The organism is Streptomyces nigra, from assembly GCF_003074055.1.
Classification (GTDB): domain Bacteria; phylum Actinomycetota; class Actinomycetes; order Streptomycetales; family Streptomycetaceae; genus Streptomyces; species Streptomyces nigra.
On record NZ_CP029043.1, the window covers coordinates 3404315 to 3425521 of the forward strand.

A 21207-nucleotide genomic window follows, 5' to 3' on the forward strand; every position below is an offset into this window, starting at 1 on the left:
CGAGTTTCCAGGGGCCCCGCCCGCCTCGCGGGGCGTACGTCAGTGCCGCCCCGCCACCCGATCCGCCACCCGCGCCAACCGGGACGACTCCGCAGCGTTCGTCTCCCGCTCCCTGCGGTCCGCCGCGCGGTACGCGGCGTACAGGCCGTGGACGCCCAGCCAGCGCAGTGGCTCCGGTTCCCACTTGCGGACCTTGTGGCCGGCCCACGGCAGTTCCGTGAGGTCGGTCCTGCCGCCCTGCCCCGAGTCCTGCTGGACGAGGTCGCGCAGGGTGCGGGCCGCCAGGTTGGCCGTGGCAACGCCGGAGCCGACGTAGCCGCCCGCCCAGCCGAGGCCCGTCGAGCGGTCCAGCGTCACCGTCGCGCACCAGTCGCGCGGCACGCCCAGCACCCCCGACCAGGCGTGCTCGACGCGCACCCCGGCCAGCGACGGGAAGAAGGCGACCAGCACCTCCCGCAGCGCCTCGACGGTCTCCGGCCGGGTGCGCCCGTCGTTGTCCGTGCGCGACCCGAAGCGGTACGGCACACCCCGGCCGCCCAGCGCGATCCGCCCGCCGGCCGTGCGCTGCGCGTACATGTAGGCGTGCGCCATGTCGCCGAGCGTCTCGCGCCCCTCCCAGCCCACCGACGCCCACTGCTCCTCGGTCAGCGGCTCGGTGGCGATCATCGAGGAGTTCATGGGGAGCCAGGTGCGCCGTTGGCCCTTCAGCCCGGCCGTGAAGCCTTCCGTGCAGCGCAGTACGTAGGGCGCGCGCACGGTGCCGTAGGGGGTGACGGCGTGCTTCGGCCGGATCTCGGTCACCGGTGTCAGCTCGTGGATGGTGACGCCCAGCGCCTCGACGGCCGCCGCGAGCGCCTTGACCAGCTTCACGGGGTGCACGCGCGCGCCGTGCGGCGTCCACGTCGAGCCGACCGCGTCGGCCACCCGGATCCGCTCGGCCGTCTCCCGGGCGCCGTACAGCTCCCGGTCCTTCTCGCCGTACGACAACTCGTGCTCGTGGAACGCCTTCAGCCGCGCCCACTGCGCGGGCGTCCGGGCGACCTCCAGGACGCCGCCCTGGTGGATGCCCGCGTCGAAGCCCTCCTCCCCGGCGACCCGGACGACCTCGGCGACGGTGTCGTTCATGGCCCGCTGGAGCCGTACGGCCGCCTCGTGCCCGTGCAGCTTCGCGTACCGGTCGCGGCCCGCGACGCCGTTGTACAGCCAGCCGCCGTTGCGCCCGGACGCGCCGTACCCGCAGAAGCGCTGCTCCAGGACGGTGATCCGCAGGAAGGGGACCGCCCTCTTCAGGTAGTACGCCGTCCACAGCCCCGTGTAGCCGCCGCCCACGATCACCACGTCCGCCGAGGCGTCCCCGGCCAGCGGCTCACGTACCGCGGGCAGGCCGTCGTCGGCGTACCAGAAGGAGATGCCGCCGTTCACCGCGCCACTGTCCGATCTGCTCATGCGAGGACGGTAATTCGAAGGAGCCGATTCCGGGAGCCCGGTAGGGTCCCCGGAATGATCGAGGTCCCCGCGGAGCTCGCCGCGTCGCAGCAGGAGTACAACGGGGAGGCGGGCCGCGCCTTCGTCGCCGCCCTCCCCACACTCACGGCCGGCTTCCTCGACCGCTGGGAGCTGGCGGTCGACGGACGTCCGATGCACGGGGTCGCCGCACTGGTCGTCCCGGTGACCCGGCGCGACGGCACCCCCGCCGCCCTGAAGCTCCAGCTCCTCGACGACGAGACCGCCGGCGAGCCGGTCGCCCTGCGCGTGTGGGACGGCGACGGCGCGGTCCGCCTCCTCGACCACGACCCCGCCACCGGCACGATGCTCCTGGAACGCCTCGACCCCACCCGCTCCCTGGCCCACCTCCCGGACGCCCACGAGTCGGTCCTGATCATCGCCCGACTCCTCGCCCATCTGACGTCGTTCCCCGCTCCCCCGGGCCTGCGCCACCTCCGCGACATCGCGCACCGCATGCTGGAGCGCACCCCGCGCGCCCTGGACCGGCTCACGGACCCGCGGGCCCGCCGCCTCCTCACCGACTGCGCCGCCGCCCTGCGGGAGGTCGTCGACGAGCCCGGCGACCGCCTGCTCCACTGGGACCTGCACGAGGAGAACGTCCTCGCCTCCACCCGCGCCCCCTGGCTGGCGATCGACCCCAAACCCCTGGCCGGCGACCCCGCCTTCGAACTCTGGCCCGCCCTGGACAACCGCTTCGACGCCGACGACGTCCTCTGGCGCTTCGACGCCCTCACCGACACCCTCGGCCTGGACCGGCCCCGCGCCCTGGCCTGGACACACGGCCGCCTGCTGCAGAACTCCCTCTGGAACATCGAGGACGGCCGCCCCCTGGACGAGCGCCACTACGAGATCGCGGAGCGGCTGCGCGGGCGGTCCGGATAGCCTCCCCCATGATTCGCCCCGCCACCCCCGCCGACGTCCCCACCCTGCACACCCTGATCCGTGAGCTCGCCGCGTACGAGAAGGCGCCGCACGAGGCCAGGGCGACGCAGGAGCAGCTGCACGAGGCCCTCTTCGGTGAACGCCCCGCCGTGTACGCGCACATCGCGGCCGACGACGCCACCGGCGAGACCGTCGGCTGCGCCCTCTGGTTCCTGAACTTCTCCACCTGGCGCGGGGTGCACGGCATCTATCTGGAGGACCTCTACGTCCGCCCGGCCGCCCGGGGCGCCGGCCACGGCAAGGCGCTGCTCACCGAGCTGGCCCGGCTGTGCGTGGAGCGCGGCTACCAGCGTCTGGAGTGGTCGGTGCTCACCTGGAACGCCCCGTCCATCGCCTTCTACGAGTCCCTGGGCGCCCGCCCGCAGGACGAGTGGACGGTGTACCGGCTGACGGACGACGCGCTGGCCGCACTGGGCGGCGGCGCCGCGCGGTCCTGACTCACCGAGCCCGCACCTCGCGCGCCGTCCGGTCCGCCGGGGCCTCGCACGCCGCGACCGCCGCCAGCTCACGGGCCACGGCGCCGCCGATCGCCTCGGCGTCACCGGTCCGCAGATGGCTGACGACGGTGAGGGTGTAGGTGTCCGCGCAGTGCACCAGACACAGGTTCGCGGTGCCCGGTGTCGCGAGCTGCGGCAGGGGCACGACCCGGGCCAGGGTGCGCCCGTGCAGCCGGCTCGGGTTGTCCCGCCACTTGAAGGCCGTGCACAGGCTGGTCGTCAGCTCGGGGCGGGCGAGGCGCCGGGCCATCACCTGGGCCAGCCAGGGCATGGCCCGCGCGGTGGCGAGCAGCGGCGGCAGGATCGCCCGGTGCGCGTCGCAGCGGTGGTCGAACGCCGCGACCTCCTCCTGGCAGGCGCGCAGCCGTGCCACCGGCGAGTCCAGATCGACGGGGAGCGGGATGCGCAGCGCGGTGACGCCGTTGCCGAGCCGGTGCGCGTCGTGCCGGCCGCGCAGGTCGACGGGGACGGTGCCGAAGAAGGGGGCGGGCCCGGCGGGCCAGGCGCTCAGCGGGCCGTAACGGGCGCGCAGGGCACCGGCGAAGCTGCTGAGCAGCAGTTCGTTGAGCGTGGCGCCGCGGCCGGCCTCGGGTTGACGGCGGGCCGCGCGCATCACGGGCGCGTCGAGGCGTACGACGGCCACCGACGGGGCGTAGTCCTCCGTGGGCGCGGCGGGCAGGGCCCGGCCCCGGGCGCCGATGATCCGCAGCTCCCGGCCCACGCCGGCGGCGCGGACCGGCCGCCGGGCGGGCGCCGTACCCGGCACGGGCGGGCGGGGCGGCCGGGCGTCGTCCATCAGCAGCCGGAACAGCGTCTCCAGCGACCGGCCGTCGAGCAGCGCGTGGTGCGCGAGCAGGACGACGGCACGCTCACCGCTCTCGCCGGCCCGCTCCGTCACGAGCAGCCGCCACAGCGGCCGGTCCTCGGGCAGCGGCCGGCTCACGGCGTCGGTCAGCAGGGTGTGCAGGTCCCGGTCGTCCACGGCGATGTGCGCGGCGGGGTCGAACGGCCGGACCGCCCAGCGGTGCCCGGAGAACGCGGCCGGGCCGACGGGCGGCCGCAGCGCGAGGTTCATCCGCTCCAGGCCGCCCCAGCGCTCCCGGACCCGGGCCCGCAGCCACGCCAGGTCGAACGGCGGCCCGTCCGCGGGGAACAGCCCCACGATCCCGATGGTCCCGGGCATCCCGTTGCGCAGGTGCCCTTCCTCGATGGCCGTCAGCCTCATGCCCCGCCGCCTCCCTTCCGCGTTTCCCCCGGTCATGTCCGCCGCCGGTGCTCACAGACGGGGCGAGTCGAGGACGACACAGGCGTTGTGGCCCCCGAAGGCGAAGCTGTTGCTGAGCACCGGCCCGTCCGGGATCTTGCGCGGCTCACCGACGACGACGTCCAGCTCGCAGCGCGGGTCCAGCCGGGTCAGATGGGCCGTGGGCGGTGCGATGCCCTCGCGCACGGACAGCGCGGTGACGACGGCCTCCAGCGCCCCCGCGAGCCCGAGCCCGTGCCCGGTCACGGCCTTGGGCGCGGTCACGGGCACCCGCCGCGGCCCGAACAGACCGCTGATGGCCCGCGCCTCCGCCAGGTCGTTCAACTCGGTGCCGGTGCCGTGCGCGTTGACATGGGTGACGGCGTCGGCGGTGGTCCCGGCGTCGGCCAGCGCCCGCTCCATACAGGCCCGCGCGCCCACCCCGTCGGGGTGCGGCGCGGTGAGGTGGAAGGCGTCGGACGTACGGCCGTACCCGGTGAGCGTGGCGTACACCCGTGCCCCGCGCGCCCGGGCCAGGTCGAGCCGCTCCAGCACCAGGAAGGCGGCGCCCTCGGCGAGGACGAAGCCCTGCCGCGCGGCGTCGAACGGCCGTGACGCGGACTCCGGTTCGGCGCAGGAGGTGACCATCGCGCCGGCCCGGCCGAAGGCCAGCGCGGTCGTCGGCGTCAGGGGGCTGTCATGGCCTCCGGCGACGACGACGTCCGCGCAGCCCGACCGGATCATCTGCAGCGCCTCGCCCACGGCGTGTGTACCGGAGGAGCAGGCGGTGGAGATCGTCAGGCTGGGCCCGGTGACGTCGAGCTTGGCGGTGATCCAGTACGCGCCCGCGTTGTTCATCAGCCGCGGCGCGTAGAGCACGTCGGGCTGCCCGATGCCGTTCTCCTGGCTGGTCACCCCGCCGTACCCGGTGCCGGTGACGACCGCGCGCCGCTCGGGCGCGACATGCAGCCCGCCCGCGTCCGTCACGGCGTCCAGGGCGGCGCACACCGCGAGCTGCACCGAACGGTCCGTGCGCCGCACCTCCTTGGGCGCGAGGTACCCGGCCGGGTCGAAGCCGTGCATCGCCGACGCCGGGTGCACCACGGTGCCGTCGGCGTCGAAGGAGTGCAGCGAGACGGCCGAACGGCCGTGCAGCAGGCTGTCCCACAGCTCGTCCGGGGTCGAGCCGGCCGCGCAGCGCACACCGAGGCCGGTGACGGCGACGGCGGGGCGGCCGGTCATCGGCCCACGGGGCTGTGGAGGCCGGTGGCCCCGGCGCGCAGCCGCACGATCAGGTCGGCGACATCACCCACGGTGGACACCCGGGACTTGTCGGTGCCCCGCAGGGACACCCCGAACATCTCCTCGGACGCCACCTCGAGTTCGGTGATGTCCAGGCTGTCGGCGCCGAGGTCGGCGACCAGCCGGGCGTGCGGCACCACCGCCTCCGCCGGCACCGACATCACCCGCGCGCACAGCGGGCGCAGCGCTTCCCATACGTGGCCGTGTTCCGCTTCCATCCAACTGCCTCCCTCTCGTGGTGCCGTCAGGGCGCTGACGGCGTCGTCGTCCGGGCCCACGTGCCGAACTCCGCGACGACCGCGTCGGCGAGCCGTCCCGCGTCGTCCGGGCGCAGATGGGACACGACGGTGAGCGTGACCGCGTCCCCCACCTGGGCCAGGGCGAAGCTGACGGTGCCCGGCCGCTGCAGGGGCGGGAGCCCCACCGTGCGCACGAGACGCCGCCCGTCGAACGTGTCGGCCGCGCCGGGCCACTTGAGCGCCGTGGTGGCGGTCGCGGCGAAACAGGTGTGCCGCCCGCGGCCGGTCAGCAGCCGGGTCACCCAGGGCCCCGTGCGGCGAACCGCTTCTACAGCGGGAAAGAGCACGCCGGCGTGGACGGCCGCCCGGTCGGGGACGGTGGCCAGCGCGGCCTGGCAGGCACGCAGCCGTGCCACGGGGCCGTCCACGTCGACGGGCAACGGCACCCGGACGACCGTGACGGTGTTGCCGAGTTCCGTGGTGTTCGTCCGGGTGCGCAGATCGCAGGGCACCGCCGTGTACACGGGTTCGTCCCGTGCGCTCCAGTCCCGGACGGGTCCGTAGCGGGCGCGCAGCGCTCCGGCGACGGCGGCCACCAGCAGTTCGTTGAGCGTCGCGCCCCGCCCGTCGGCGGGCTGCCGGCGGGCCGATCGCACGGTGTCCGCGGCCAGTTCGCGCACCGCGACCGCCGCCCGTGCCTCGCCGGGCGGCCGCAGCGGCACGGACTGCCCGACGGCCGTCATCGTCCTCAGCTCCCGGCCCGCGGCACGCAGTCCGGTGCGGGCCGGCGCCGGCCGGGCCGCGCTCCGCGCGGCGGCGGGCGTGTCCACCAGGGCCCGCATCAGCGTCGCGAGGGACCGCCCGTCCAGCAGGGTGTGCTGGGCCACCAGGGCCAGCGCGAAGTCCCCGCCGTACGCCGCGCCGGGGACGATGTACAGCCGCCAGGGCGGGAGTCCACCGGGCAGCGGCCCGTCCACGCTCGTGGCCCACAGCGCGTCCAACCCGGCCGGGGCTACGGCGACGTGGGCGCCGGGGTCGAACGGCCCCGGCACGGTCCACCGCGCGCCACCCGCTCCGCCCGCCGGGAGGTCCAGTACGTGGTGCATCCGCTCCAGGCCGGACCAGCGCTCGGCGACCCGGGCGCGCACCCGGTCCGGCGCGGGCGGCTCACCGGAGAAGACGGCGGCGAGGCCGATGACGCCGGGGCAGCCGTTGACCAGCAGCATCTCGTCGGCGTAGGACAGTCGCATGCGGGGGATCTTCAGCAAGGTCGACTTGCCCAAGGGACCACTCCTCGCCGTCCGTTCCGTCGGGCCTCGTGAGCCGACGCGACCAACCATACACGTAGAGTCACACACGTTCACACAGCGTTGCCGAGGCGGCAGTCCAACGCCCGCCCCGTGACGGAGCGGGCGTGAACCGTGCGCTTCCTGCGGCTACTTGAGGGCGGCGCTGTTGCAGCCCATGTCCGAGCCGAGGTGGCTGGGCTGGGCACCCGGCGAGCCCTCGCCGTTGAGGGCGTTGGCCAGCGCGCCGTTGAGGGCGCCGAGGTTGCCGAGGACGTCGATGTTCATGTCGTGCGAGCGGCACTCGATGCCCTGCGTGATGTCCACGTCATGGGCCCGGGCCTCACCGTGGGCCAGGGCGGTGCCGGCGCCGAACGAACCGACGCTGCCGAGGACGGCGCCCACGAGGGCCACCTTGTGGAGCTTGCGCATGTTCTCTCCGTTGGTCTTGCGATTGAGGGGGTGTGCGGCGGATCGGTGCGGTGATCAGCCGAGGCGGGGCAGACCCAGCTGACCCACCGGGGGCGCCGCGACCTGGCCCAGGCCGAGGCCCGGCACCTGCGGCGCGCTCGCCGGCGAGATCAGCGGGTTGATCAGCGGGTTCACCTCAGGGTTGACCTGCGGGTTCACCTGCGGGGCGACCCGCGGCGCCGGCTCCGGGCTGAAGACCTGCGGAGCGGAGACGTGCGGGGCGACCTGCGGCATCACCTGGGGCGCGGCCTGCGGCGTCACCTGCGGCACGACCTGGGGCGCCGCCTGCTGCGGGGCGGCCTGCGGAGCGGCCTGCGGCGTCGAGGCCTGGGCGAAGCCGCCCGAGGTGGCGGCGGCGCTGGCGTACCCGGTGGGCGCCTGCGGGGCGGCCACCGGAGCGGGCGCCGGAGCCGGGGCGGGCGCCGCGTACTGCGGAGCCGGCTGCGGATGGCTGACGGCCGCAGCGCCCTCCGAGCGGGACGTCGCCGCCGCGGCCACCGGCGCGCTCTGCTGCGGAGCGGCCTGGTACTGCGGGGCGGGAGCCGGCGCGTACTGGGGCGCCTGGTACTGCGGGGCGGGAGCAGGCGCCGGGGCGGCGTACTGCTGCGGCGCCTGGTACTGCGGAGCGGGAGCCGCGTACTGCGGCGGCGGCGCCTGGTACTGGGGGGCGGGAGCCGGTGCCGGGGCCGCGTACTGCGGCGCCGGGTAGCCGGGAGCGGGAGCCGGGGCGGCACCGCTGTACCCGACGGGCTGGTCGGCGGCCTCGCTCACGCCGGCACCGATGGCGGTGAGACCGCCTGCCGCCGCTACGACGAGCGCGGCCTTGTGAAGCTTGCGCATGGAAACCCTCGGCCCTTCATTACCTGTGCAGGGAAATCCGTATTAATTCGTGGGGATGTCGCGTGCGCTCAGTCTGATATTCGTACTGCGCCCTTACAGGGGTAATGCCTGAGCTGTCATGTGGACTTCACGCCTTCCTGCTGGGGAACGAAACGGGGGCCGCCAGGTCACGGCACGCCGAATTCCGTCACTCAAATGCCGCCGGTCGGATAAAAGCATTCCGCGCCAAACGGGTGAGCGCGCATTCCGGGACGTGACCGCGTGCGCCGCCGGGTCGTTCCCCGCATGGGTCGGAGCAATTCCCGTACGTCCATGCAAGGTCAATGAAGGGCCGAGTTCCATGCGCAAGCTTCACCAGGTCGCACTCGTCGTGGCAGCAGCCAGTGGTCTGTCGGCGATCGGCGCGGCCCCCAGCCTCGCCGGGGAGACCCCCGTCGGGTACGGCGGTGGCGCCCCGGCGGCGCCGCAGCAGGACGCCCAGGCCAGCTCGTGGACCGGTTCCCAGGCCAGCGCGCAGTCCTCCAACGTGCCGTCCGCGCAGCGTCAGGCACCCGCCCCGGCAGCGGCCCCGCAGCGCGGCGCGGAGGTCAGCCCGCAGGTCAGCCCCCAACTGAGCCCGAAGATCAGCCCGCAGGTCAACCCGCAGCCCGCCGCCGCCCCGTCGGGCCCGGTCCAGCAGGCCAACCTCTTCCGCCCGTACCAGGAGTGCAGCCCGCAGAGCCTGCTCAACGCGGCCGTCCCGGTCGCCGTGCTGGCCGCCGCCGAGACCCGCGGCATCGACTGCGACCAGGCCAACAGCCAGGCCAACTCCCTCGCCACCGCGCACGCCACGCGCTGACGACTTTCCGGGTGCTTCCGGGGCGACATCGATCAAGTCGGCGTGCCGCTCCGGACATATCGGATAGTTCCTATTAATCTCCGGTAACTGTACGAAGTCGATCTCTCACGGATCGCACCCCACCTCACTCCACCGGAGATGACATGCACAAGCTTCGCAAGGCCGCCGTCGTGGTCGCCGCCCTCGGCACCGTCGGGTTCCTGGGCGCCGGCACGGCCACCGCGCACGGCGACGAGGGCCACGGCAAGAGCGGCGGCGACAAGTACAGCGTCCTGCAGAGCTCCAACTGCAAGTCGCACGACCTGAACCTCGACGTCCTCGGCGAGGTCGGCATCCTCAACGGCCTGCTGGGCAGCGCGCTCAACGGTGAGGGCAGCCCCGGCGCGCAGGACACCCACCTCGGCTCGACGATGGGCTGCAGCAACAGCGCCTTCTGAGCCACCCCGGGCCGCATCGTCGGCCCGAGCGGGATCAAGTCCCGGCGCCGGACCGCGAGTCCGGCGCCGGGACTCCTTTTTTCCCGCAATTCACCGGAGAACAATTCGAATTCCGACCCCATCGGCCAACGTGGTGAGACTCTCCCGAATTCGGGCGCGCCGCCCATTGCCCAGAAATACTTCCTATTAGCCTCCGTGACTGTACGCACGCGGTCCATGACGGATCGCAACCCACCTCCACTCCACCGGAGATGAACATGCACAAGCTCCACAAGGCCGCCGTCGTGGTCGCCGCGCTCGGCACCGTCGGACTCCTGGGCGCCGGCACCGCCACGGCCGACCAGGGCGGCTGGGGCCAGAAGGGCAGCAGCGTCAGCGTCCTGCAGAGCAGCAACTGCCGTTCGCACGACGCCAACGTCGACATCCTGGGCCAGGTCGGCATCGCCAACGGCCTGGGCGGCAACCTGCTGAACGGCGAGGGCAACCCGGGCGCGCAGGAGACCCACCTCGGCTCCTCCATGGGCTGCAACAACAGCGCCTTCGGCAAGTGAGGTAAGGGAGTTCTCTCCCACAGCACAGTATGAAGAAGCCGGACCCGGATCACTCCGGGTCCGGCTTCTTCGTGCCCCCGAAGGGGGCCGGCTGAAAGGGGCCGGCGCGGCGGGTGTCAGAAGTCGAACTTGGGGAGCTTGAACCCCTTGGGCAGCTCCGCCTCGTTGTTGCACTCGACGACGGGACCCGACTCCACGGAGCCCTCGCGTCCCACCCGGCCGTCGGCCGTGATCACACGGGGCCGCTCGGTCGTCGAGCAGTCCTGCTTCTGCTGGAGCACATAGCCGTTGCGCTTGTCCTTGTGGACGACCTCGCTCTTCTTCACACAGACGATGTCGCCCTGCGAGGTGATGGTGCAGACCCCCTTGGAGTCGTCCGCGAACGCGGGTGCGGCGCCGCCGTAGAGGACGGCGAGCGCTCCGATGAGCCCCGATACGGTTGCGATCTTCTGTCGACCGTTCATGTGCTGCGTTCCTCTTGTCCTGGTGTTGGTCGAGTGTCGAAAAACCCGTCGCCGGGCGCCTGTTCGGGAACGTCCGGCGTCGGCACCGCCGCAGCCCGGCCGCGCACCCCGAAGGGGTCTGCCGCGCGGCCGGGCTGCGAATTCTGAGGTTTCACCGGCACACCGCGTGCGGCGTACCGGGGGAATCCGATGCGAGGCCCTGAATCTCGTGCACCGGTTCCCGCGGGGAGATGCTTACTTCGCGACGTACTCGCCGTAGCCGTACTCCGGGGCGGCGGCCTCGGGAGCGGCCTCCGGCGCGGCCTCGGGCGCGGCGGCCGGGGCGGCCTCCGGAGCGGCGACGGGAGCGGCCTCCGGGGCGACCGGCTGAGCGGCCTCGGGGGCGGCCACCGGGGCGGCCTCAGGGGCGGCGGCGACCGGAGCGGCCTCCGGGGCGGCCTTCTCGGCCGCCGGCGTGGCCGTCGTGGCGACGGCGTTGGCCGAGGAGTTCGCCACCGCGGTCACGAACTGCCCCTCCCACTCGTTCTCGTCGGCGAACGCGGTACCGGCACCGATACCGAAGGCGGACAGCCCCGCAACAGCCGCGGCTACCACCGCGACGCGCTGAAACCTGCGCATGGATTGACCCTTTCTTCCCGGGCACGAGGCCCTGGTTGACTACTTAATGTGAGCATATACAGTCAATCCGTAGCAATTTGGGATCTTTCGTCGCAGCCGGAGGCGTGTCGGGTCCGTTTCCTTCCAACGAAAACGACGTCACCCCGGGTCCGGGTCACGGCCCGGAAGGAACCCTCACCCATTCGCCGAAGTACTGGTCCGGGCGCGCGAAAAAAAAAGCGACGGCCGGATCAGGTCTCCCTGATTCCGGCCGTCCGCTGCTTTTTTCGTGCTTTTTTCGTACCGCGGTCGCCCGCTCAGCCCAGGAGGCGGGCGATGAGCGGACTCACCTCGTTCTGCTCGCCGCTGTCGGCGGGGACCGCGGGCGCCGTCTCGTTCATGTCGGCGCAGGTGATCTGGGGGCCGATCCGGGTCTGCCCGTTGGACAGGACCCCGGGAGCGGGCAGGGTGAGGGGCTTCGACGGCTGGCAGTTCACGCTGCGCCGCAGGACGAAGTCGTCACCCTCGGGCGTCTGCCCGGTGACCGTCTGCGTGCAGATGATGTTGCCCTGCGCGTCGAGGGCGCAGGCCGGGGCCGCAGCCTGGGCCGGTCCGGCACCGATGCCGGCCAGGGCGAGGCCGCCGAGCAGCCCCGAGACAGCCACGATCCTCTTGCCGTTGAACATGTGTTGAGTCTCCTTGGTGGGGGTGGGCCCGGACACGCCTTCCCGGTGGCCGCGCAGGAACGGGCCCCCTCGGGGGTGATTCCGAAGGGGCCCGCGGAAGGCGTCGCGCACGACCACGCCGCCGGTCGTCAGCGGGTGAAGGCGTTGTTGAACTGTCCGCAGGTGGTGTCGAAGGTCTCGGAGAGGCCGAGCACGGCGACCGGGACGTCGGTGGCGGCCACGGTCTGCGGGCTGCACTCCTGGTACGGGCGGTACATGTCCGTCACGGACGGGGTGGCGTCGTGGGCGACGCTCGTGCCCGCGCCGATCGCGGTGAGCCCGCCGGCGGCGGCAGCGGCGATCATGACCTTGTGAAGCTTGCGCATGGAACCCTCGGATTTCATTACATACATGAGGCTGATTGCCCACTGTGACTGCGTGAACACTAGCAGTAGCGATCCTATTCCATGACGGCGTATGTCCCGTGTCCCTGACGGGACATGGCGGTGTGAAAGGGGACGGGAAAAGACGTGCGGGGCGGCCTCTTTCGAGTCACCGCCCCGCAGTTGCGAAGAGCCCCCTGTCGGATTCGAACCGACGACCTGCTGTTTACAAGACAGCCGCTCTGGACCAGCTGAGCTAAGGAGGCGTGCGCGCGCTTCACGCACGCGCCCGTGCAGTGTACCCACCCCGCGGGCGGGCTCCGCCGAGAATTCCCGTGAAGTTCACATGCTCCTGGTACTGACAGACCATACGAACGCCAGGTAGCGTCCAGTGCCAGTCCGCACATGTGGACTACACCAACCACCTTCCTACAACGGATCGTCCGGCACGTTCCTGCCGGTAGAAGGGGGCCCATCACCATGGCCACTGTCTCGTTCGACAAGGCGACCCGGATCTACCCGGGTTCCGACAAGCCCGCCGTCGACGCACTCGACATCGAGATCGCGGACGGCGAGTTCCTCGTCCTGGTCGGTCCGTCCGGCTGCGGCAAGTCCACCTCGCTCCGGATGCTCGCGGGGCTCGAGGACGTGAACGGCGGAGCCATCCGCATCGGTGACCGCGACGTCACGCACCTGCCGCCGAAGGACCGGGACATCGCCATGGTGTTCCAGAACTACGCGCTGTACCCGCACATGACGGTCGCCGACAACATGGGCTTCGCGCTCAAGATCGCCGGTGTCCCGAAGGCGGAGATCCGCCAGAAGGTCGAGGACGCCGCGAAGATCCTCGACCTCACCGAGTACCTGGGCCGCAAGCCCAAGGCGCTCTCCGGCGGTCAGCGCCAGCGTGTGGCGATGGGCCGCGCCATCGTGCGTGAGCCCCAGGTCTTCCTCATGGACGAGCCCCTGTCCAACCTGGACGCCAAGCTCCGTGTCTCCACCCGTACGCAGATCGCGTCGCTCCAGCGCCGTCTCGGCATCACCACCGTCTACGTCACCCACGACCAGGTCGAGGCCATGACGATGGGCGACCGTGTGGCGGTCCTCAAGGACGGTCTGCTCCAGCAGGTCGACACCCCGCGCAACATGTACGACCGCCCGGCGAACCTCTTCGTCGCCGGCTTCATCGGCTCCCCGGCGATGAACCTGGTCGAGGTCCCGATCGCCGACGGCGGCGTGAAGTTCGGCAACTCGGTCGTGCCGGTCGACCGTGACGCGCTCTCCGCGACCACCGACAAGACGGTCACCGTCGGTGTCCGCCCCGAGCACTTCGACGTGGCCGGCCCCGACTCCGACCAGGGTCTCGCCGTCACGGTGAACGTGGTCGAGGAGCTCGGCGCCGACGCCTACGTCTACGGCACCGCCAAGGTCGGCGGCGACGACTCCAAGGACCTCGTGGTCCGCGTCAGCGGCCGCGACGTCCCGGAGAAGGGCAGCACGCTGCACATCGTCCCGCGCTCCGGTGAGACCCACGTCTTCTCGACGTCGACGGGCAAGCGCCTGTCCGACTGAGCGGGCGCCTCGCCCGCCGAGGCACCCGCACGGAACGAGAAGGGCCCCGCAGACTTCTGCGGGGCCCTTTCCGTTGTCGACAAATACCCCGGCATACCGGTCATTTCGAATGGTGTGCGTCAACACGCAAGCAGGGAAAGCAGGATGGCCGTCCCTCGAACCGGTGACTAAATGTCGCCATATCCGCACTGAACGCTACCCTCACTCGCGTGAAGCACTCCACCACCCAACAGACTCGACGCGGCCACCGGGGCCCCGCCCGCCAGCTCGGCCGCACTCTCGCCCTCGTCCTGCCCGTCGTCCTGGTGCTCTCCGGGACACTCGCGGTCACCCGCGTCAACTGGTCGGGGAACTCCTCGGACTCGGTGCTCACGGCGACCGACGTCACGAGCGTCGGCGGTGCGAAGAACGCCGCCCCGCGCGCTCCGCAGGAGGTGCTGCGCGACCAGTTGCTGACCGAACTGCAGGAGAAGAACCCCGGGGTCGCCCTGACCCATCTCCAGCAGGCGGTCGACGAGCGTCCGTCGCTCGGCCGGCACTGCGCCTCCATCGCCCGCGCCCTCGGCCGCGCCGCGGTCCGCGCGTACGGCCCGACGCGTGCGCAGTCCTTCTCCCGGCCCGTCTGCGACACCGCGTTCGCCTCGGGGGTGGCGGCCGCCCACCGGTAGCGGCGTCGACCCACACCCCGTCCCGTGCCTCCGCGGGGGCACGCTCGCGCTTCCGGACGGTAACGGCTGATGGCGGGACGGTTTCCCACGCATGCCGTGGGCGGGGCGCCGCGTACAGTGCGGTCATGAGTGATCCGAACGCCGCGTCCCGCCCCGTTCAAGCCGTCGTCCTGGCCGGCGGCCAGGGCTCCCGGCTGCGCCCGTACACCGACGACCGGCCCAAGCCGATGGTCGAGATCCCCGGCACGGGGACGCCGATCATCGGCCATCAGCTCGTCTGGCTCGCCGAAGAAGGCGTGACGGACGTCGTGATCAGCTGCGGGCATCTCGCCGAGGTGCTCCAGGACTGGCTGAAGTCGGCCGACCTTCCGGTGCGCGTCACGACCGTCGTCGAGCCCGAGCCCCTCGGCCGCGGCGGCGGCCTCAAGTACGCCGCCGCCCATCTGCCGCACCCCGACCAGCCCTGGTACGCCACCAACGGCGACATCTGGACGCGTTTCTCGCTGCGCGACATGGCCGACTTCCACGCCGAGCGTGACGCCGTCGCCACCCTCGCCCTCGCGCGGCCGCGTATCCCCTGGGGTGCCGTGAAGACGGACGGCTTCGGGCACATCACCGACTTCATCGAGGCCCCGCCGTCGACCTTCGAGATCAACGCGGGCGTCTACGTCTTCTCTCCCGCCTTCGCCGGCCTGCTGCCCGAGCGCGGCGACCACGAGCGCACCACGTTCCCCCATCTCGCCCGCGAGCGGCGCCTCTACGGCTTCCCGCTGCCTCAGGGCGCGTACTGGAGGGCCATCGACACCGCGAAGGACCTCACGGAGGCCGCGAAGGAACTGGCGGCCCAGGGCCGCTGAGCGCCCTGCGGCGGTCTGCGACAGCCTTACGCCGCGAAAAGGGCCCCGGACTCTGGAAGTCCGGGGCCCTTCCGTGTGCCCAAGGCCTAGCCCAGCAGACCGCCCACCAGGCCGGGCTGGTCCGGCTCGGAGCCGCCGCCCGTGGAGCCTCCGCCGCCGGAGGTCGGGCCGCCGGACGTCGGGTCGGTGGTGCCGGGTTCCTGGTCGGTCGGCGAGGACTGCTGGGGCGGCGCCTGCCCGGCCGTCCCCTGCGTCTGGCTGGGCGTACCCACGCCGGTCGAGCCGGTGTCCCGGGTGGCGCCAGGGCTGCTCGCGGCGCCGGACGGGGACGTGGTGCCCGATGTGGCGCCCTGCGTCGGCGAGTTGGAGGCCGACGGCGACTTGCTGTGCCGCTTGCCGGGCTTCTCCGGGAGCGGCGAGCCCGGCAGTTCGTTGCGCGGGGCCTCGCCCGGGCCGGGCACCACCACACGGTCGGCGTCCCGGACCGCGCCGCCGAGCAGCGAGCCGACGAGCAGGGTCACCCCGGTGACCAGCGCCGTGATCAGGGCGCCGCGGCGCAGTACGTACTGCCGCAGCTCCCAGATGTCGGAGCGGGGGCCGAGCCGGCGCCAGGCCATCCCCGCGAGCCGTCCGTCGATGGAGTAGACGGGCGCCCCGGCGATGATCAGCGGGGACCAGGCGGCGAGGTAGATGATGTCGGGAGCGTCGTAGGCGGGGACGCTCTTCCAGCTGACGGTGACCAGCAGCGCGGCGGACAGCAGCGCGCCGACCACCGCGGCGACCCGCTGCCAGCACCCCAGGACCGTGAGGACGCCCACGATGACCTGGAAGAAGGCGATCACCAGGCCGGCGCCGACCGGGTGCGCGAGCGCGAACTGGCGCAGCGGCTCGGCGACTTCCCACGGATGCAGGGTGTTGAGCCAGGTCACCATGGAGCCGCGCTTGCCGCCGTCGAAGTAGACGGGGTCGCACAGCTTGCCCATGCCGGCGTAGATCGAGATGAAGCCGAGGAAGACGCGCAGCGGGAGCAGGACCACGCCGAGGTTCATCCGGCGGCCGGGGTAGTACGCGTGCCGGGCGGGGTCGTCGCCGGAGCGCCTGGGCGCCGCGTCGGTCCCGTCGTCGTCCGCCCCGTCGAGGTCGTCGTGCGGCCCGAAGTCGTCGGCGCCGTACGCGTACTCCTCGTCGTACGCGCTCTCGACCGTACGCATATGGGGCAGCAGCCGGGTGTCCAGGGACTCCCCGTGCGTGCGCTGCGCCCCGACGATCGGGGTCTCGACGGTCCGGGTCAGGTCGTCGTCGTAGTCGTCGTAGCTCCCGGCGTAGCCGGTGCCGACGTCGACGCGCGGGATGACCTGGGTGCCGCCGGCGAACGGGGCCGCCTCGTCACCGTGCCGGACGCTGCCGTCCCGGGCGGCCTGGAGGAGGCGGTGGGCGCCGGTGTCGTCGGGCGCCGACATGCCGTTCCAGACGGACACCCGGCGCCGGGCGCCGGACGCCGCGCCCGCGGCGTGGCCGGCGGGCACACGGGCGGTGTCCTCGGGCGCGCTCAGGTGCCGTGCGATCCGCTGGGACGTGGGGCGCCCGGTGGACGCGCCCAGCAGCACGCGGAAACTCGCGTGATTGACGATGATCTGCGCCGGATCGCTCGGCACCTTCACCATGCTCAGCGCGGGAGCGTCGTCGTATCCCGACGAGCGGTCCCCCGTGGGAGTGCGGGGTGTTCTGGTGTCCACACTCAACTAACCGAGTGACGCGAGGTTAGGACACTGCCTTGACCGGTCCGATGTGTCCGGACCGCGTCAAGGATGCGCAGGTCGCACCACTGTCACCGCAATTAGCCCGCACGGGTGACCCCACGGACAGGTGTTCAGCGGCGTCGGCCGGCCGCCTCGTAGAGCACGATCCCGGCCGCGACACCGGCGTTGAGGGACTCCGCGCCACCCGGCATCGGGATGCGCACCCGCACGTCGCACGTCTCGCCGACCAGGCGGGACAGGCCCTTGCCCTCGCTGCCGACGACGATGACGACCGGGCCGTCCAGGGCCTGGAGGTCACCGACCTCGGCCTCCCCGTCGGCGGCGAGACCGACGACCACGAGGCCCGCCTTCTTGTACGCCTCCAGTGCGCGGGTCAGGTTCGTCGCCCGCGCGACCGGTGTCCGGGCGGCCGTACCGGCGGACGTCTTCCAGGCGCCGGCGGTCATGCCCGCCGCGCGGCGCTCGGGGACGAGGACGCCGTGGCCGCCGAACGCGGAGACCGAGCGCACGACGGCACCCAGGTTGCGCGGGTCGGTCACCCCGTCGAGGGCGACGATCAGCGGGTCCTCGCCGGCGTCGGCGGCGGCGCCCGTCAGGTCCTCGGGGTGCGCGTACTCGTACGGCGGGACCTGCAGGACGAGGCCCTGGTGGTTCAGGCCGTTCGTCATGCGGTCCAGCTCGGGGCGCGGGGCCTCCATGAGGTTGATGCCGCCGCGCTCGGCGGCGAGCTGGAGGGCCTCGCGGACGCGCTCGTCGTTGTCGATGAACTGCTGCACGTAGAGGGTGCTGGCGGGAACGCCGCCGCGCAGCGCCTCGACGACCGGGTTGCGGCCGACGACCAGCTCCGAGGTGCTCCTGCCGCCGCGGCCGCGGGGCGTGGGACGGCGGACGGCCTGCTTCGCCTTGGCGTTGGCGACGCGGTTCTTCTTGTGGCCCTTGCGCATCTCGGCGGGCGGGGTCGGGCCCCGGCCTTCGAGACCCTTGCGTCGCTGGCCGCCACTGCCGACCTGCGCGCCCTTCTTGCCGGACATGCGGCGGTTGTTCGCGGCCATGACCTACCTGTCTTCGTGAGCGTTCGAATGTGCGTACTGTGCAGTGTGCCGCCCGGAGGGCCGGGCGGCACAATCGATCTTCCCGGAGCCGGCCCCGGTCAGCGCGGGCCGAGGGTCCAGCGCGGGCCCTGCGGGCTGTCCTCGATGACGAGGCCGGACTGGTTGAGCTGGTCGCGGATGGCGTCCGCCGTCGCCCAGTCCTTGCGGGAGCGGGCCGCCTCGCGCTGGTCGAGGACCATCCGGACGAGGGTGTCCACCACGCCGTGCAGGTCCTCGCCCCGGTCGGTCTCACCGGCCCAGTGCGCATCGAGCGGGTCCAGGCCCAGCACACCGAGCATGGCCCGCACCTCGGCGAGGCGCGCCACGGCGGCCTCCTTGTCGTCGGCGGCGAGCGCACTGTTGCCCTGCCGGACGGTGGTGTGCACGACCGCGAGCGCCTGCGGGACGCCCAGGTCGTCGTCCATCGCCTCGGCGAACGCCGGCGGCACGTCGGCGGAGGGCTCGACGACGCCGGCCTTCTCCACGACGCGCTGCACGAAGCCCTCGATCCGGGCGAACGCCGACTCGGCCTCACGCAGGGCCTCCTCGCTGTACTCGATGGTCGAGCGGTAGTGCGGGGTGCCCAGGTAGTAGCGCAGGACGATCGGGCGCCACTGCTTGACCATCTCGGACACCAGCACGCTGTTGCCGAGCGACTTCGACATCTTCTCGCCGCTCATGGTGACCCAGGCGTTGTGCACCCAGTACCGGGCGAACTCGTCGCCGTAGGCCTTGGCCTGGGCGATCTCGTTCTCGTGGTGCGGGAAGATCAGGTCGAGTCCGCCGCCGTGGATGTCGAAGGCGGAGCCCAGGTACTTGTGCGCCATCGCCGAGCACTCCAGGTGCCAGCCCGGACGGCCCCGGCCCCACGGCGTCTCCCAGTCCGGCTCACCGGGCTTGGCGGCCTTCCACATCGCGAAGTCGCGCGGGTCCCGCTTGCCGGTGATGCCGTCCTCGGCGGGCTGGCGCATCTCGTCGAGGTCCTGCCGGGACAGCTCCAGATAGGAGGGCCAGGAGCGGACGTCGAAGTAGACGCTGCCGTCCGCCTCGTAGGCGTGCCCGCGCTCCATGAGGCCGCGCATCATCTCGACCATCTCGGTGATGTGGCCGGTGGCACGCGGCTCGTACGTCGGCGGGAGGCAGCCGAGGGCGGTGTAGCCGTCGGTGAAGGCCCGCTCGTTCTCGTAGCCGATGGACCACCAGGGGCGGCCCTGGTCCACGGACTTGGAGATGATCTTGTCGTCGATGTCCGTGACGTTCCTGATGAACGTCACGTCATAGCCGCGGTACGCGAACCAGCGGCGCATGATGTCGAAGTTGAGACCGGAGCGGATGTGCCCGATGTGCGGCGCGGCCTGCACGGTGGCGCCACAGAGGTAGATCGAGACACAGCCCGGCTTGAGCGGGGTGAAGTCACGGATCTGCCGGGCGCTGGTGTCGTACAGCCGAATAGTCACGACACCTAGGGTAGTGGGCGGATCCCACTGCCCGGTGCCTTGGCGGCGATTCGCCGCCGTCCCGTGCGGCCGCCGCCGTCAGCCGTCCCGGCCGTCCCGTACGACCAGTGCCGTCGCCACCGCCATCAGGCCCTCGTCCCGGCCGGGGAAGCCGAGGCCGTCCGTCGTCGCGCCCGACACGGACACGGGTGCGCCCGCCGCCTCGGAGAGGATCTTCTGGGCCTCGTCGCGGCGCTTGCCGATCTTCGGGCGGGGGCCGACGGCCTGCACGGCGATGTTGCCGATCCGGAAGCCGGCCTCGCGCACGATCCGGGCGGCCTCCGTCAGCAGGACGGTCCCCGGCGCCCCCGACCACTCGGGGCGCCCGGTGCCGAAGTGCTGTCCGAGGTCACCGAGCCCGGCCGCCGAGAACAGCGCGTTGCAGGCGGCGTGGGCGACGACGTCCGCGTCGGAGTGGCCCGCGAGTCCGGGGCCCTCGCCCTCCCACTTCAGGCCGGCGCACCACAGCTCGCGGCCCTCCTCGAAGGCGTGGATGTCGGTGCCGATGCCCACCTGGGGCAGCGGATACGGCTCAGAAGCCATCGTTGAGCCTCCTGCGGGCCAGGACCGCCTCGGCGAGGACGAGGTCCAGGGGCCGGGTGACCTTGAACGCCTCCTCGTGGCCGGGTACGACCACGACGGTCAGGCCGAGCTGCTCGACCATGCTCGCGTCGTCGGTGACGTCCCCGGTGACCGTCTCGTGGGCGCGCACCAGCGTGGCGCGGTCGAAGCCCTGCGGCGTCTGCACGGCGCGCAGCCGGGCGCGGGCCGGGGTGGCCACGACCGGTTCGGGGGTGCCGGGCTCCTCGGCGGGCTCGACCTCCTTCACCGTGTCGGCGAGCGGCAGGGCCGGTACGACGGCCGGGGCGCCGTCGCGGACGGCCTCGATGACCGCGTCGACGGTGTCGACGGGGACCAGCGGCCGGGCGGCGTCGTGCACCAGGACGATCTCGTGGTCCGGCGGCAGCGCCTCGAGGCCGAGCCGGACGGACTCCTGCCGGGACTCGCCGCCGGGGACGACCAGGAAGTCGGTCCTCCCCCAGCTGCCGCCGGGGGTACCCCCAGGCAGCGCGTGCGCGTCGAGCAGGCTCTTGACCTCGGCCGCGCCGTCGGGCGGGGCCACGATCACCACCAGGGAGACCCACCGGGACGCCGCCATCGCGCGGACGGCGTGGATGAGCATGGGCGTGCCGTTCAGCGCGCGGAGCGCCTTGGGGGCGCCAGGACCGAGGCGCACACCTCGTCCGGCGGCCGGGATCACGACGGCCGTGCGGGTGCCGGCGCGCTCTTGCGGGGGCGAGGGACGCGATTCGTCGGACATCGGTTCCTGTCAGGTTTGTGTGCTCGGCCCAGGTGGGTATGGCCTGGGCGTGCCCCCTGCTCGAGCGTCAGCCTGAGCTGGGGGAGTGCCGGGCGCGACACCTTGACCGGACCCTTCCGTGACAGTCGGTCGAGCCAGCTGCCCGGGCCCGGCACGTCCAGTATCGGGGGCGCCCCCGAGA

Annotated in this window: 24 protein-coding genes and 1 tRNA gene; 8 read left to right on the plus strand and 17 right to left on the minus strand. The window is 72.6% G+C overall.

Annotation, left to right across the window (positions count from 1 at the left end; all coding sequences use genetic code 11):
* Window positions 1-39: 39 nt before the first annotated feature.
* Entirely contained in the window at window positions 40-1446 is a 1407-nt protein-coding gene (locus tag DC008_RS15575) for an NAD(P)/FAD-dependent oxidoreductase (protein WP_208645885.1), read from the minus strand.
* A gap of 54 nt (window positions 1447-1500) precedes the next feature.
* Here DC008_RS15575 and DC008_RS15580 point away from each other — a divergent pair, with 54 nt between their 5' ends.
* Complete coding sequence (locus DC008_RS15580) at window positions 1501-2388, plus strand: aminoglycoside phosphotransferase family protein (protein ID WP_108707514.1); 888 nt, start codon at window positions 1501-1503, stop codon at window positions 2386-2388.
* Window positions 2389-2396: 8 nt separating this feature from the next.
* On the plus strand, window positions 2397-2885 hold the full coding sequence (locus DC008_RS15585) for a GNAT family N-acetyltransferase (protein WP_108707515.1): 489 nt from the start codon (window positions 2397-2399) through the stop codon (window positions 2883-2885).
* Window position 2886: 1 nt separating this feature from the next.
* Here the strand turns inward: DC008_RS15585 and DC008_RS15590 are convergent, their stop codons facing one another.
* The 6 genes from DC008_RS15590 to DC008_RS15615 all read right to left on the minus strand — a co-directional run bounded on the left by DC008_RS15590 (window position 2887) and on the right by DC008_RS15615 (window position 8326).
* Window positions 2887-4170, minus strand: a complete 1284-nt coding sequence (locus DC008_RS15590; protein WP_108707516.1) for a wax ester/triacylglycerol synthase domain-containing protein — start codon at window positions 4168-4170, stop codon at window positions 2887-2889.
* A 51-nt stretch (window positions 4171-4221) separates the two neighbouring features.
* A complete protein-coding gene (locus tag DC008_RS15595; protein WP_108707517.1) occupies window positions 4222-5430 on the minus strand; it encodes a beta-ketoacyl-[acyl-carrier-protein] synthase family protein in 1209 nt (402 codons plus the stop codon).
* Complete coding sequence (locus tag DC008_RS15600; RefSeq protein ID WP_108707518.1) at window positions 5427-5708, minus strand: acyl carrier protein; 282 nt, start codon at window positions 5706-5708, stop codon at window positions 5427-5429. The genes DC008_RS15595 and DC008_RS15600 overlap by 4 nt, the downstream gene beginning before the upstream one ends.
* 26 nt (window positions 5709-5734) lie before the next feature.
* Window positions 5735-7012, minus strand: a complete 1278-nt coding sequence (locus DC008_RS15605) for a wax ester/triacylglycerol synthase domain-containing protein (RefSeq protein WP_108707519.1) — start codon at window positions 7010-7012, stop codon at window positions 5735-5737.
* 153 nt (window positions 7013-7165) lie between these two features.
* A complete protein-coding gene (locus tag DC008_RS15610; RefSeq protein ID WP_055625140.1) occupies window positions 7166-7447 on the minus strand; it encodes a hypothetical protein in 282 nt (93 codons plus the stop codon).
* A 54-nt stretch (window positions 7448-7501) separates the two neighbouring features.
* Window positions 7502-8326: a hypothetical protein gene (locus DC008_RS15615; protein ID WP_108707520.1), complete on the minus strand. Its 825-nt coding sequence runs from the start codon at window positions 8324-8326 to the stop codon at window positions 7502-7504.
* Window positions 8327-8666: 340 nt separating this feature from the next.
* On the opposite strand from DC008_RS15615, the gene DC008_RS15620 reads away from it, so the two are divergent.
* The 3 genes from DC008_RS15620 to DC008_RS15630 all read left to right on the plus strand — a co-directional run bounded on the left by DC008_RS15620 (window position 8667) and on the right by DC008_RS15630 (window position 10152).
* The gene (locus DC008_RS15620; RefSeq protein WP_108707521.1) at window positions 8667-9164 is read left to right on the plus strand and encodes a hypothetical protein; all 498 of its coding nucleotides are present in this window, start codon (window positions 8667-8669) and stop codon (window positions 9162-9164) included.
* A gap of 143 nt (window positions 9165-9307) precedes the next feature.
* Window positions 9308-9601 carry a hypothetical protein gene (locus tag DC008_RS15625; RefSeq protein WP_055625143.1) on the plus strand — a complete coding sequence of 98 codons (294 nt, stop codon included), beginning with the start codon at window positions 9308-9310 and terminating at the stop codon, window positions 9599-9601.
* 257 nt (window positions 9602-9858) lie between these two features.
* Window positions 9859-10152, plus strand: a complete 294-nt coding sequence (locus tag DC008_RS15630) for a hypothetical protein (RefSeq protein ID WP_055625148.1) — start codon at window positions 9859-9861, stop codon at window positions 10150-10152.
* Window positions 10153-10268: 116 nt separating this feature from the next.
* Here DC008_RS15630 and DC008_RS15635 read toward each other — a convergent pair whose 3' ends face one another.
* From DC008_RS15635 to DC008_RS15655, 5 genes are all read right to left on the minus strand, one after another.
* The gene (locus DC008_RS15635) at window positions 10269-10616 is read right to left on the minus strand and encodes a hypothetical protein (RefSeq protein ID WP_244221359.1); all 348 of its coding nucleotides are present in this window, start codon (window positions 10614-10616) and stop codon (window positions 10269-10271) included.
* A gap of 234 nt (window positions 10617-10850) precedes the next feature.
* Complete coding sequence (locus tag DC008_RS35705; RefSeq protein WP_208645887.1) at window positions 10851-11234, minus strand: hypothetical protein; 384 nt, start codon at window positions 11232-11234, stop codon at window positions 10851-10853.
* 296 nt (window positions 11235-11530) lie between these two features.
* Window positions 11531-11899 (minus strand): hypothetical protein, encoded by a 369-nt coding sequence (locus tag DC008_RS15645; protein WP_108707522.1) that lies wholly within the window; start codon window positions 11897-11899, stop codon window positions 11531-11533.
* 128 nt (window positions 11900-12027) lie between these two features.
* Window positions 12028-12264, minus strand: a complete 237-nt coding sequence (locus tag DC008_RS15650) for a hypothetical protein (protein WP_055625317.1) — start codon at window positions 12262-12264, stop codon at window positions 12028-12030.
* A gap of 188 nt (window positions 12265-12452) precedes the next feature.
* Window positions 12453-12527, minus strand: a tRNA-Thr gene (locus DC008_RS15655).
* Between the two features lie 214 nt (window positions 12528-12741).
* Here DC008_RS15655 and DC008_RS15660 point away from each other — a divergent pair.
* The 3 genes from DC008_RS15660 to DC008_RS15670 all read left to right on the plus strand — a co-directional run bounded on the left by DC008_RS15660 (window position 12742) and on the right by DC008_RS15670 (window position 15358).
* Window positions 12742-13833 (plus strand): ABC transporter ATP-binding protein, encoded by a 1092-nt coding sequence (locus DC008_RS15660; RefSeq protein ID WP_108707523.1) that lies wholly within the window; start codon window positions 12742-12744, stop codon window positions 13831-13833.
* A 209-nt stretch (window positions 13834-14042) separates the two neighbouring features.
* Entirely contained in the window at window positions 14043-14501 is a 459-nt protein-coding gene (locus tag DC008_RS15665) for a hypothetical protein (protein ID WP_055625319.1), read from the plus strand.
* A gap of 125 nt (window positions 14502-14626) precedes the next feature.
* On the plus strand, window positions 14627-15358 hold the full coding sequence (locus DC008_RS15670) for a nucleotidyltransferase family protein (protein ID WP_108707524.1): 732 nt from the start codon (window positions 14627-14629) through the stop codon (window positions 15356-15358).
* Window positions 15359-15444: 86 nt separating this feature from the next.
* On the opposite strand, the gene DC008_RS15675 is transcribed toward DC008_RS15670, so the two are convergent.
* The 5 genes from DC008_RS15675 to ispD all read right to left on the minus strand — a co-directional run bounded on the left by DC008_RS15675 (window position 15445) and on the right by ispD (window position 21026).
* Window positions 15445-17094: a DoxX family protein gene (locus DC008_RS15675; RefSeq protein ID WP_108707525.1), complete on the minus strand. Its 1650-nt coding sequence runs from the start codon at window positions 17092-17094 to the stop codon at window positions 15445-15447.
* Window positions 17095-17228: 134 nt separating this feature from the next.
* A complete protein-coding gene (rlmB, locus tag DC008_RS15680) occupies window positions 17229-18170 on the minus strand; it encodes a 23S rRNA (guanosine(2251)-2'-O)-methyltransferase RlmB (protein WP_108707526.1) in 942 nt (313 codons plus the stop codon).
* A 98-nt stretch (window positions 18171-18268) separates the two neighbouring features.
* Window positions 18269-19666, minus strand: coding sequence for a cysteine--tRNA ligase (cysS, locus tag DC008_RS15685; protein WP_108707527.1), 1398 nt, complete (start codon window positions 19664-19666; stop codon window positions 18269-18271).
* Between the two features lie 78 nt (window positions 19667-19744).
* A complete protein-coding gene (gene ispF, locus DC008_RS15690) occupies window positions 19745-20248 on the minus strand; it encodes a 2-C-methyl-D-erythritol 2,4-cyclodiphosphate synthase (RefSeq protein WP_108707528.1) in 504 nt (167 codons plus the stop codon).
* The gene (gene ispD / locus DC008_RS15695; protein WP_108707529.1) at window positions 20238-21026 is read right to left on the minus strand and encodes a 2-C-methyl-D-erythritol 4-phosphate cytidylyltransferase; all 789 of its coding nucleotides are present in this window, start codon (window positions 21024-21026) and stop codon (window positions 20238-20240) included. The genes ispF and ispD overlap by 11 nt, the downstream gene beginning before the upstream one ends.
* Between the last annotated feature and the right edge of the window lie 181 nt (window positions 21027-21207).

What these genes read in the sequence shown, in the direction of transcription:
- rlmB (WP_108707526.1), bottom strand. Translation starts at nt 18,170, where the DNA reads ATGGCCGCGAACAACCGCCGCATGTCCGGCAAGAAGGGCGCGCAGGTC.
- DC008_RS15650 (WP_055625317.1), bottom strand. Translation starts at nt 12,264, where the DNA reads ATGCGCAAGCTTCACAAGGTCATGATCGCCGCTGCCGCCGCCGGCGGG.
- DC008_RS15670 (WP_108707524.1), top strand. Translation starts at nt 14,627, where the DNA reads ATGAGTGATCCGAACGCCGCGTCCCGCCCCGTTCAAGCCGTCGTCCTG.
- ispD (WP_108707529.1), bottom strand. Translation starts at nt 21,026, where the DNA reads ATGTCCGACGAATCGCGTCCCTCGCCCCCGCAAGAGCGCGCCGGCACC.
- DC008_RS15590 (WP_108707516.1), bottom strand. Translation starts at nt 4,170, where the DNA reads ATGAGGCTGACGGCCATCGAGGAAGGGCACCTGCGCAACGGGATGCCC.
- DC008_RS15615 (WP_108707520.1), bottom strand. Translation starts at nt 8,326, where the DNA reads ATGCGCAAGCTTCACAAGGCCGCGCTCGTCGTAGCGGCGGCAGGCGGT.
- DC008_RS15620 (WP_108707521.1), top strand. Translation starts at nt 8,667, where the DNA reads ATGCGCAAGCTTCACCAGGTCGCACTCGTCGTGGCAGCAGCCAGTGGT.
- DC008_RS15595 (WP_108707517.1), bottom strand. Translation starts at nt 5,430, where the DNA reads ATGACCGGCCGCCCCGCCGTCGCCGTCACCGGCCTCGGTGTGCGCTGC.
- DC008_RS35705 (WP_208645887.1), bottom strand. Translation starts at nt 11,234, where the DNA reads ATGCGCAGGTTTCAGCGCGTCGCGGTGGTAGCCGCGGCTGTTGCGGGG.
- DC008_RS15575 (WP_208645885.1), bottom strand. Translation starts at nt 1,446, where the DNA reads ATGAGCAGATCGGACAGTGGCGCGGTGAACGGCGGCATCTCCTTCTGG.
- DC008_RS15635 (WP_244221359.1), bottom strand. Translation starts at nt 10,616, where the DNA reads ATGAACGGTCGACAGAAGATCGCAACCGTATCGGGGCTCATCGGAGCG.
- DC008_RS15600 (WP_108707518.1), bottom strand. Translation starts at nt 5,708, where the DNA reads ATGGAAGCGGAACACGGCCACGTATGGGAAGCGCTGCGCCCGCTGTGC.
- DC008_RS15630 (WP_055625148.1), top strand. Translation starts at nt 9,859, where the DNA reads ATGCACAAGCTCCACAAGGCCGCCGTCGTGGTCGCCGCGCTCGGCACC.
- DC008_RS15610 (WP_055625140.1), bottom strand. Translation starts at nt 7,447, where the DNA reads ATGCGCAAGCTCCACAAGGTGGCCCTCGTGGGCGCCGTCCTCGGCAGC.
- DC008_RS15660 (WP_108707523.1), top strand. Translation starts at nt 12,742, where the DNA reads ATGGCCACTGTCTCGTTCGACAAGGCGACCCGGATCTACCCGGGTTCC.
- ispF (WP_108707528.1), bottom strand. Translation starts at nt 20,248, where the DNA reads ATGGCTTCTGAGCCGTATCCGCTGCCCCAGGTGGGCATCGGCACCGAC.
- DC008_RS15645 (WP_108707522.1), bottom strand. Translation starts at nt 11,899, where the DNA reads ATGTTCAACGGCAAGAGGATCGTGGCTGTCTCGGGGCTGCTCGGCGGC.
- DC008_RS15625 (WP_055625143.1), top strand. Translation starts at nt 9,308, where the DNA reads ATGCACAAGCTTCGCAAGGCCGCCGTCGTGGTCGCCGCCCTCGGCACC.
- DC008_RS15585 (WP_108707515.1), top strand. Translation starts at nt 2,397, where the DNA reads ATGATTCGCCCCGCCACCCCCGCCGACGTCCCCACCCTGCACACCCTG.
- DC008_RS15580 (WP_108707514.1), top strand. Translation starts at nt 1,501, where the DNA reads ATGATCGAGGTCCCCGCGGAGCTCGCCGCGTCGCAGCAGGAGTACAAC.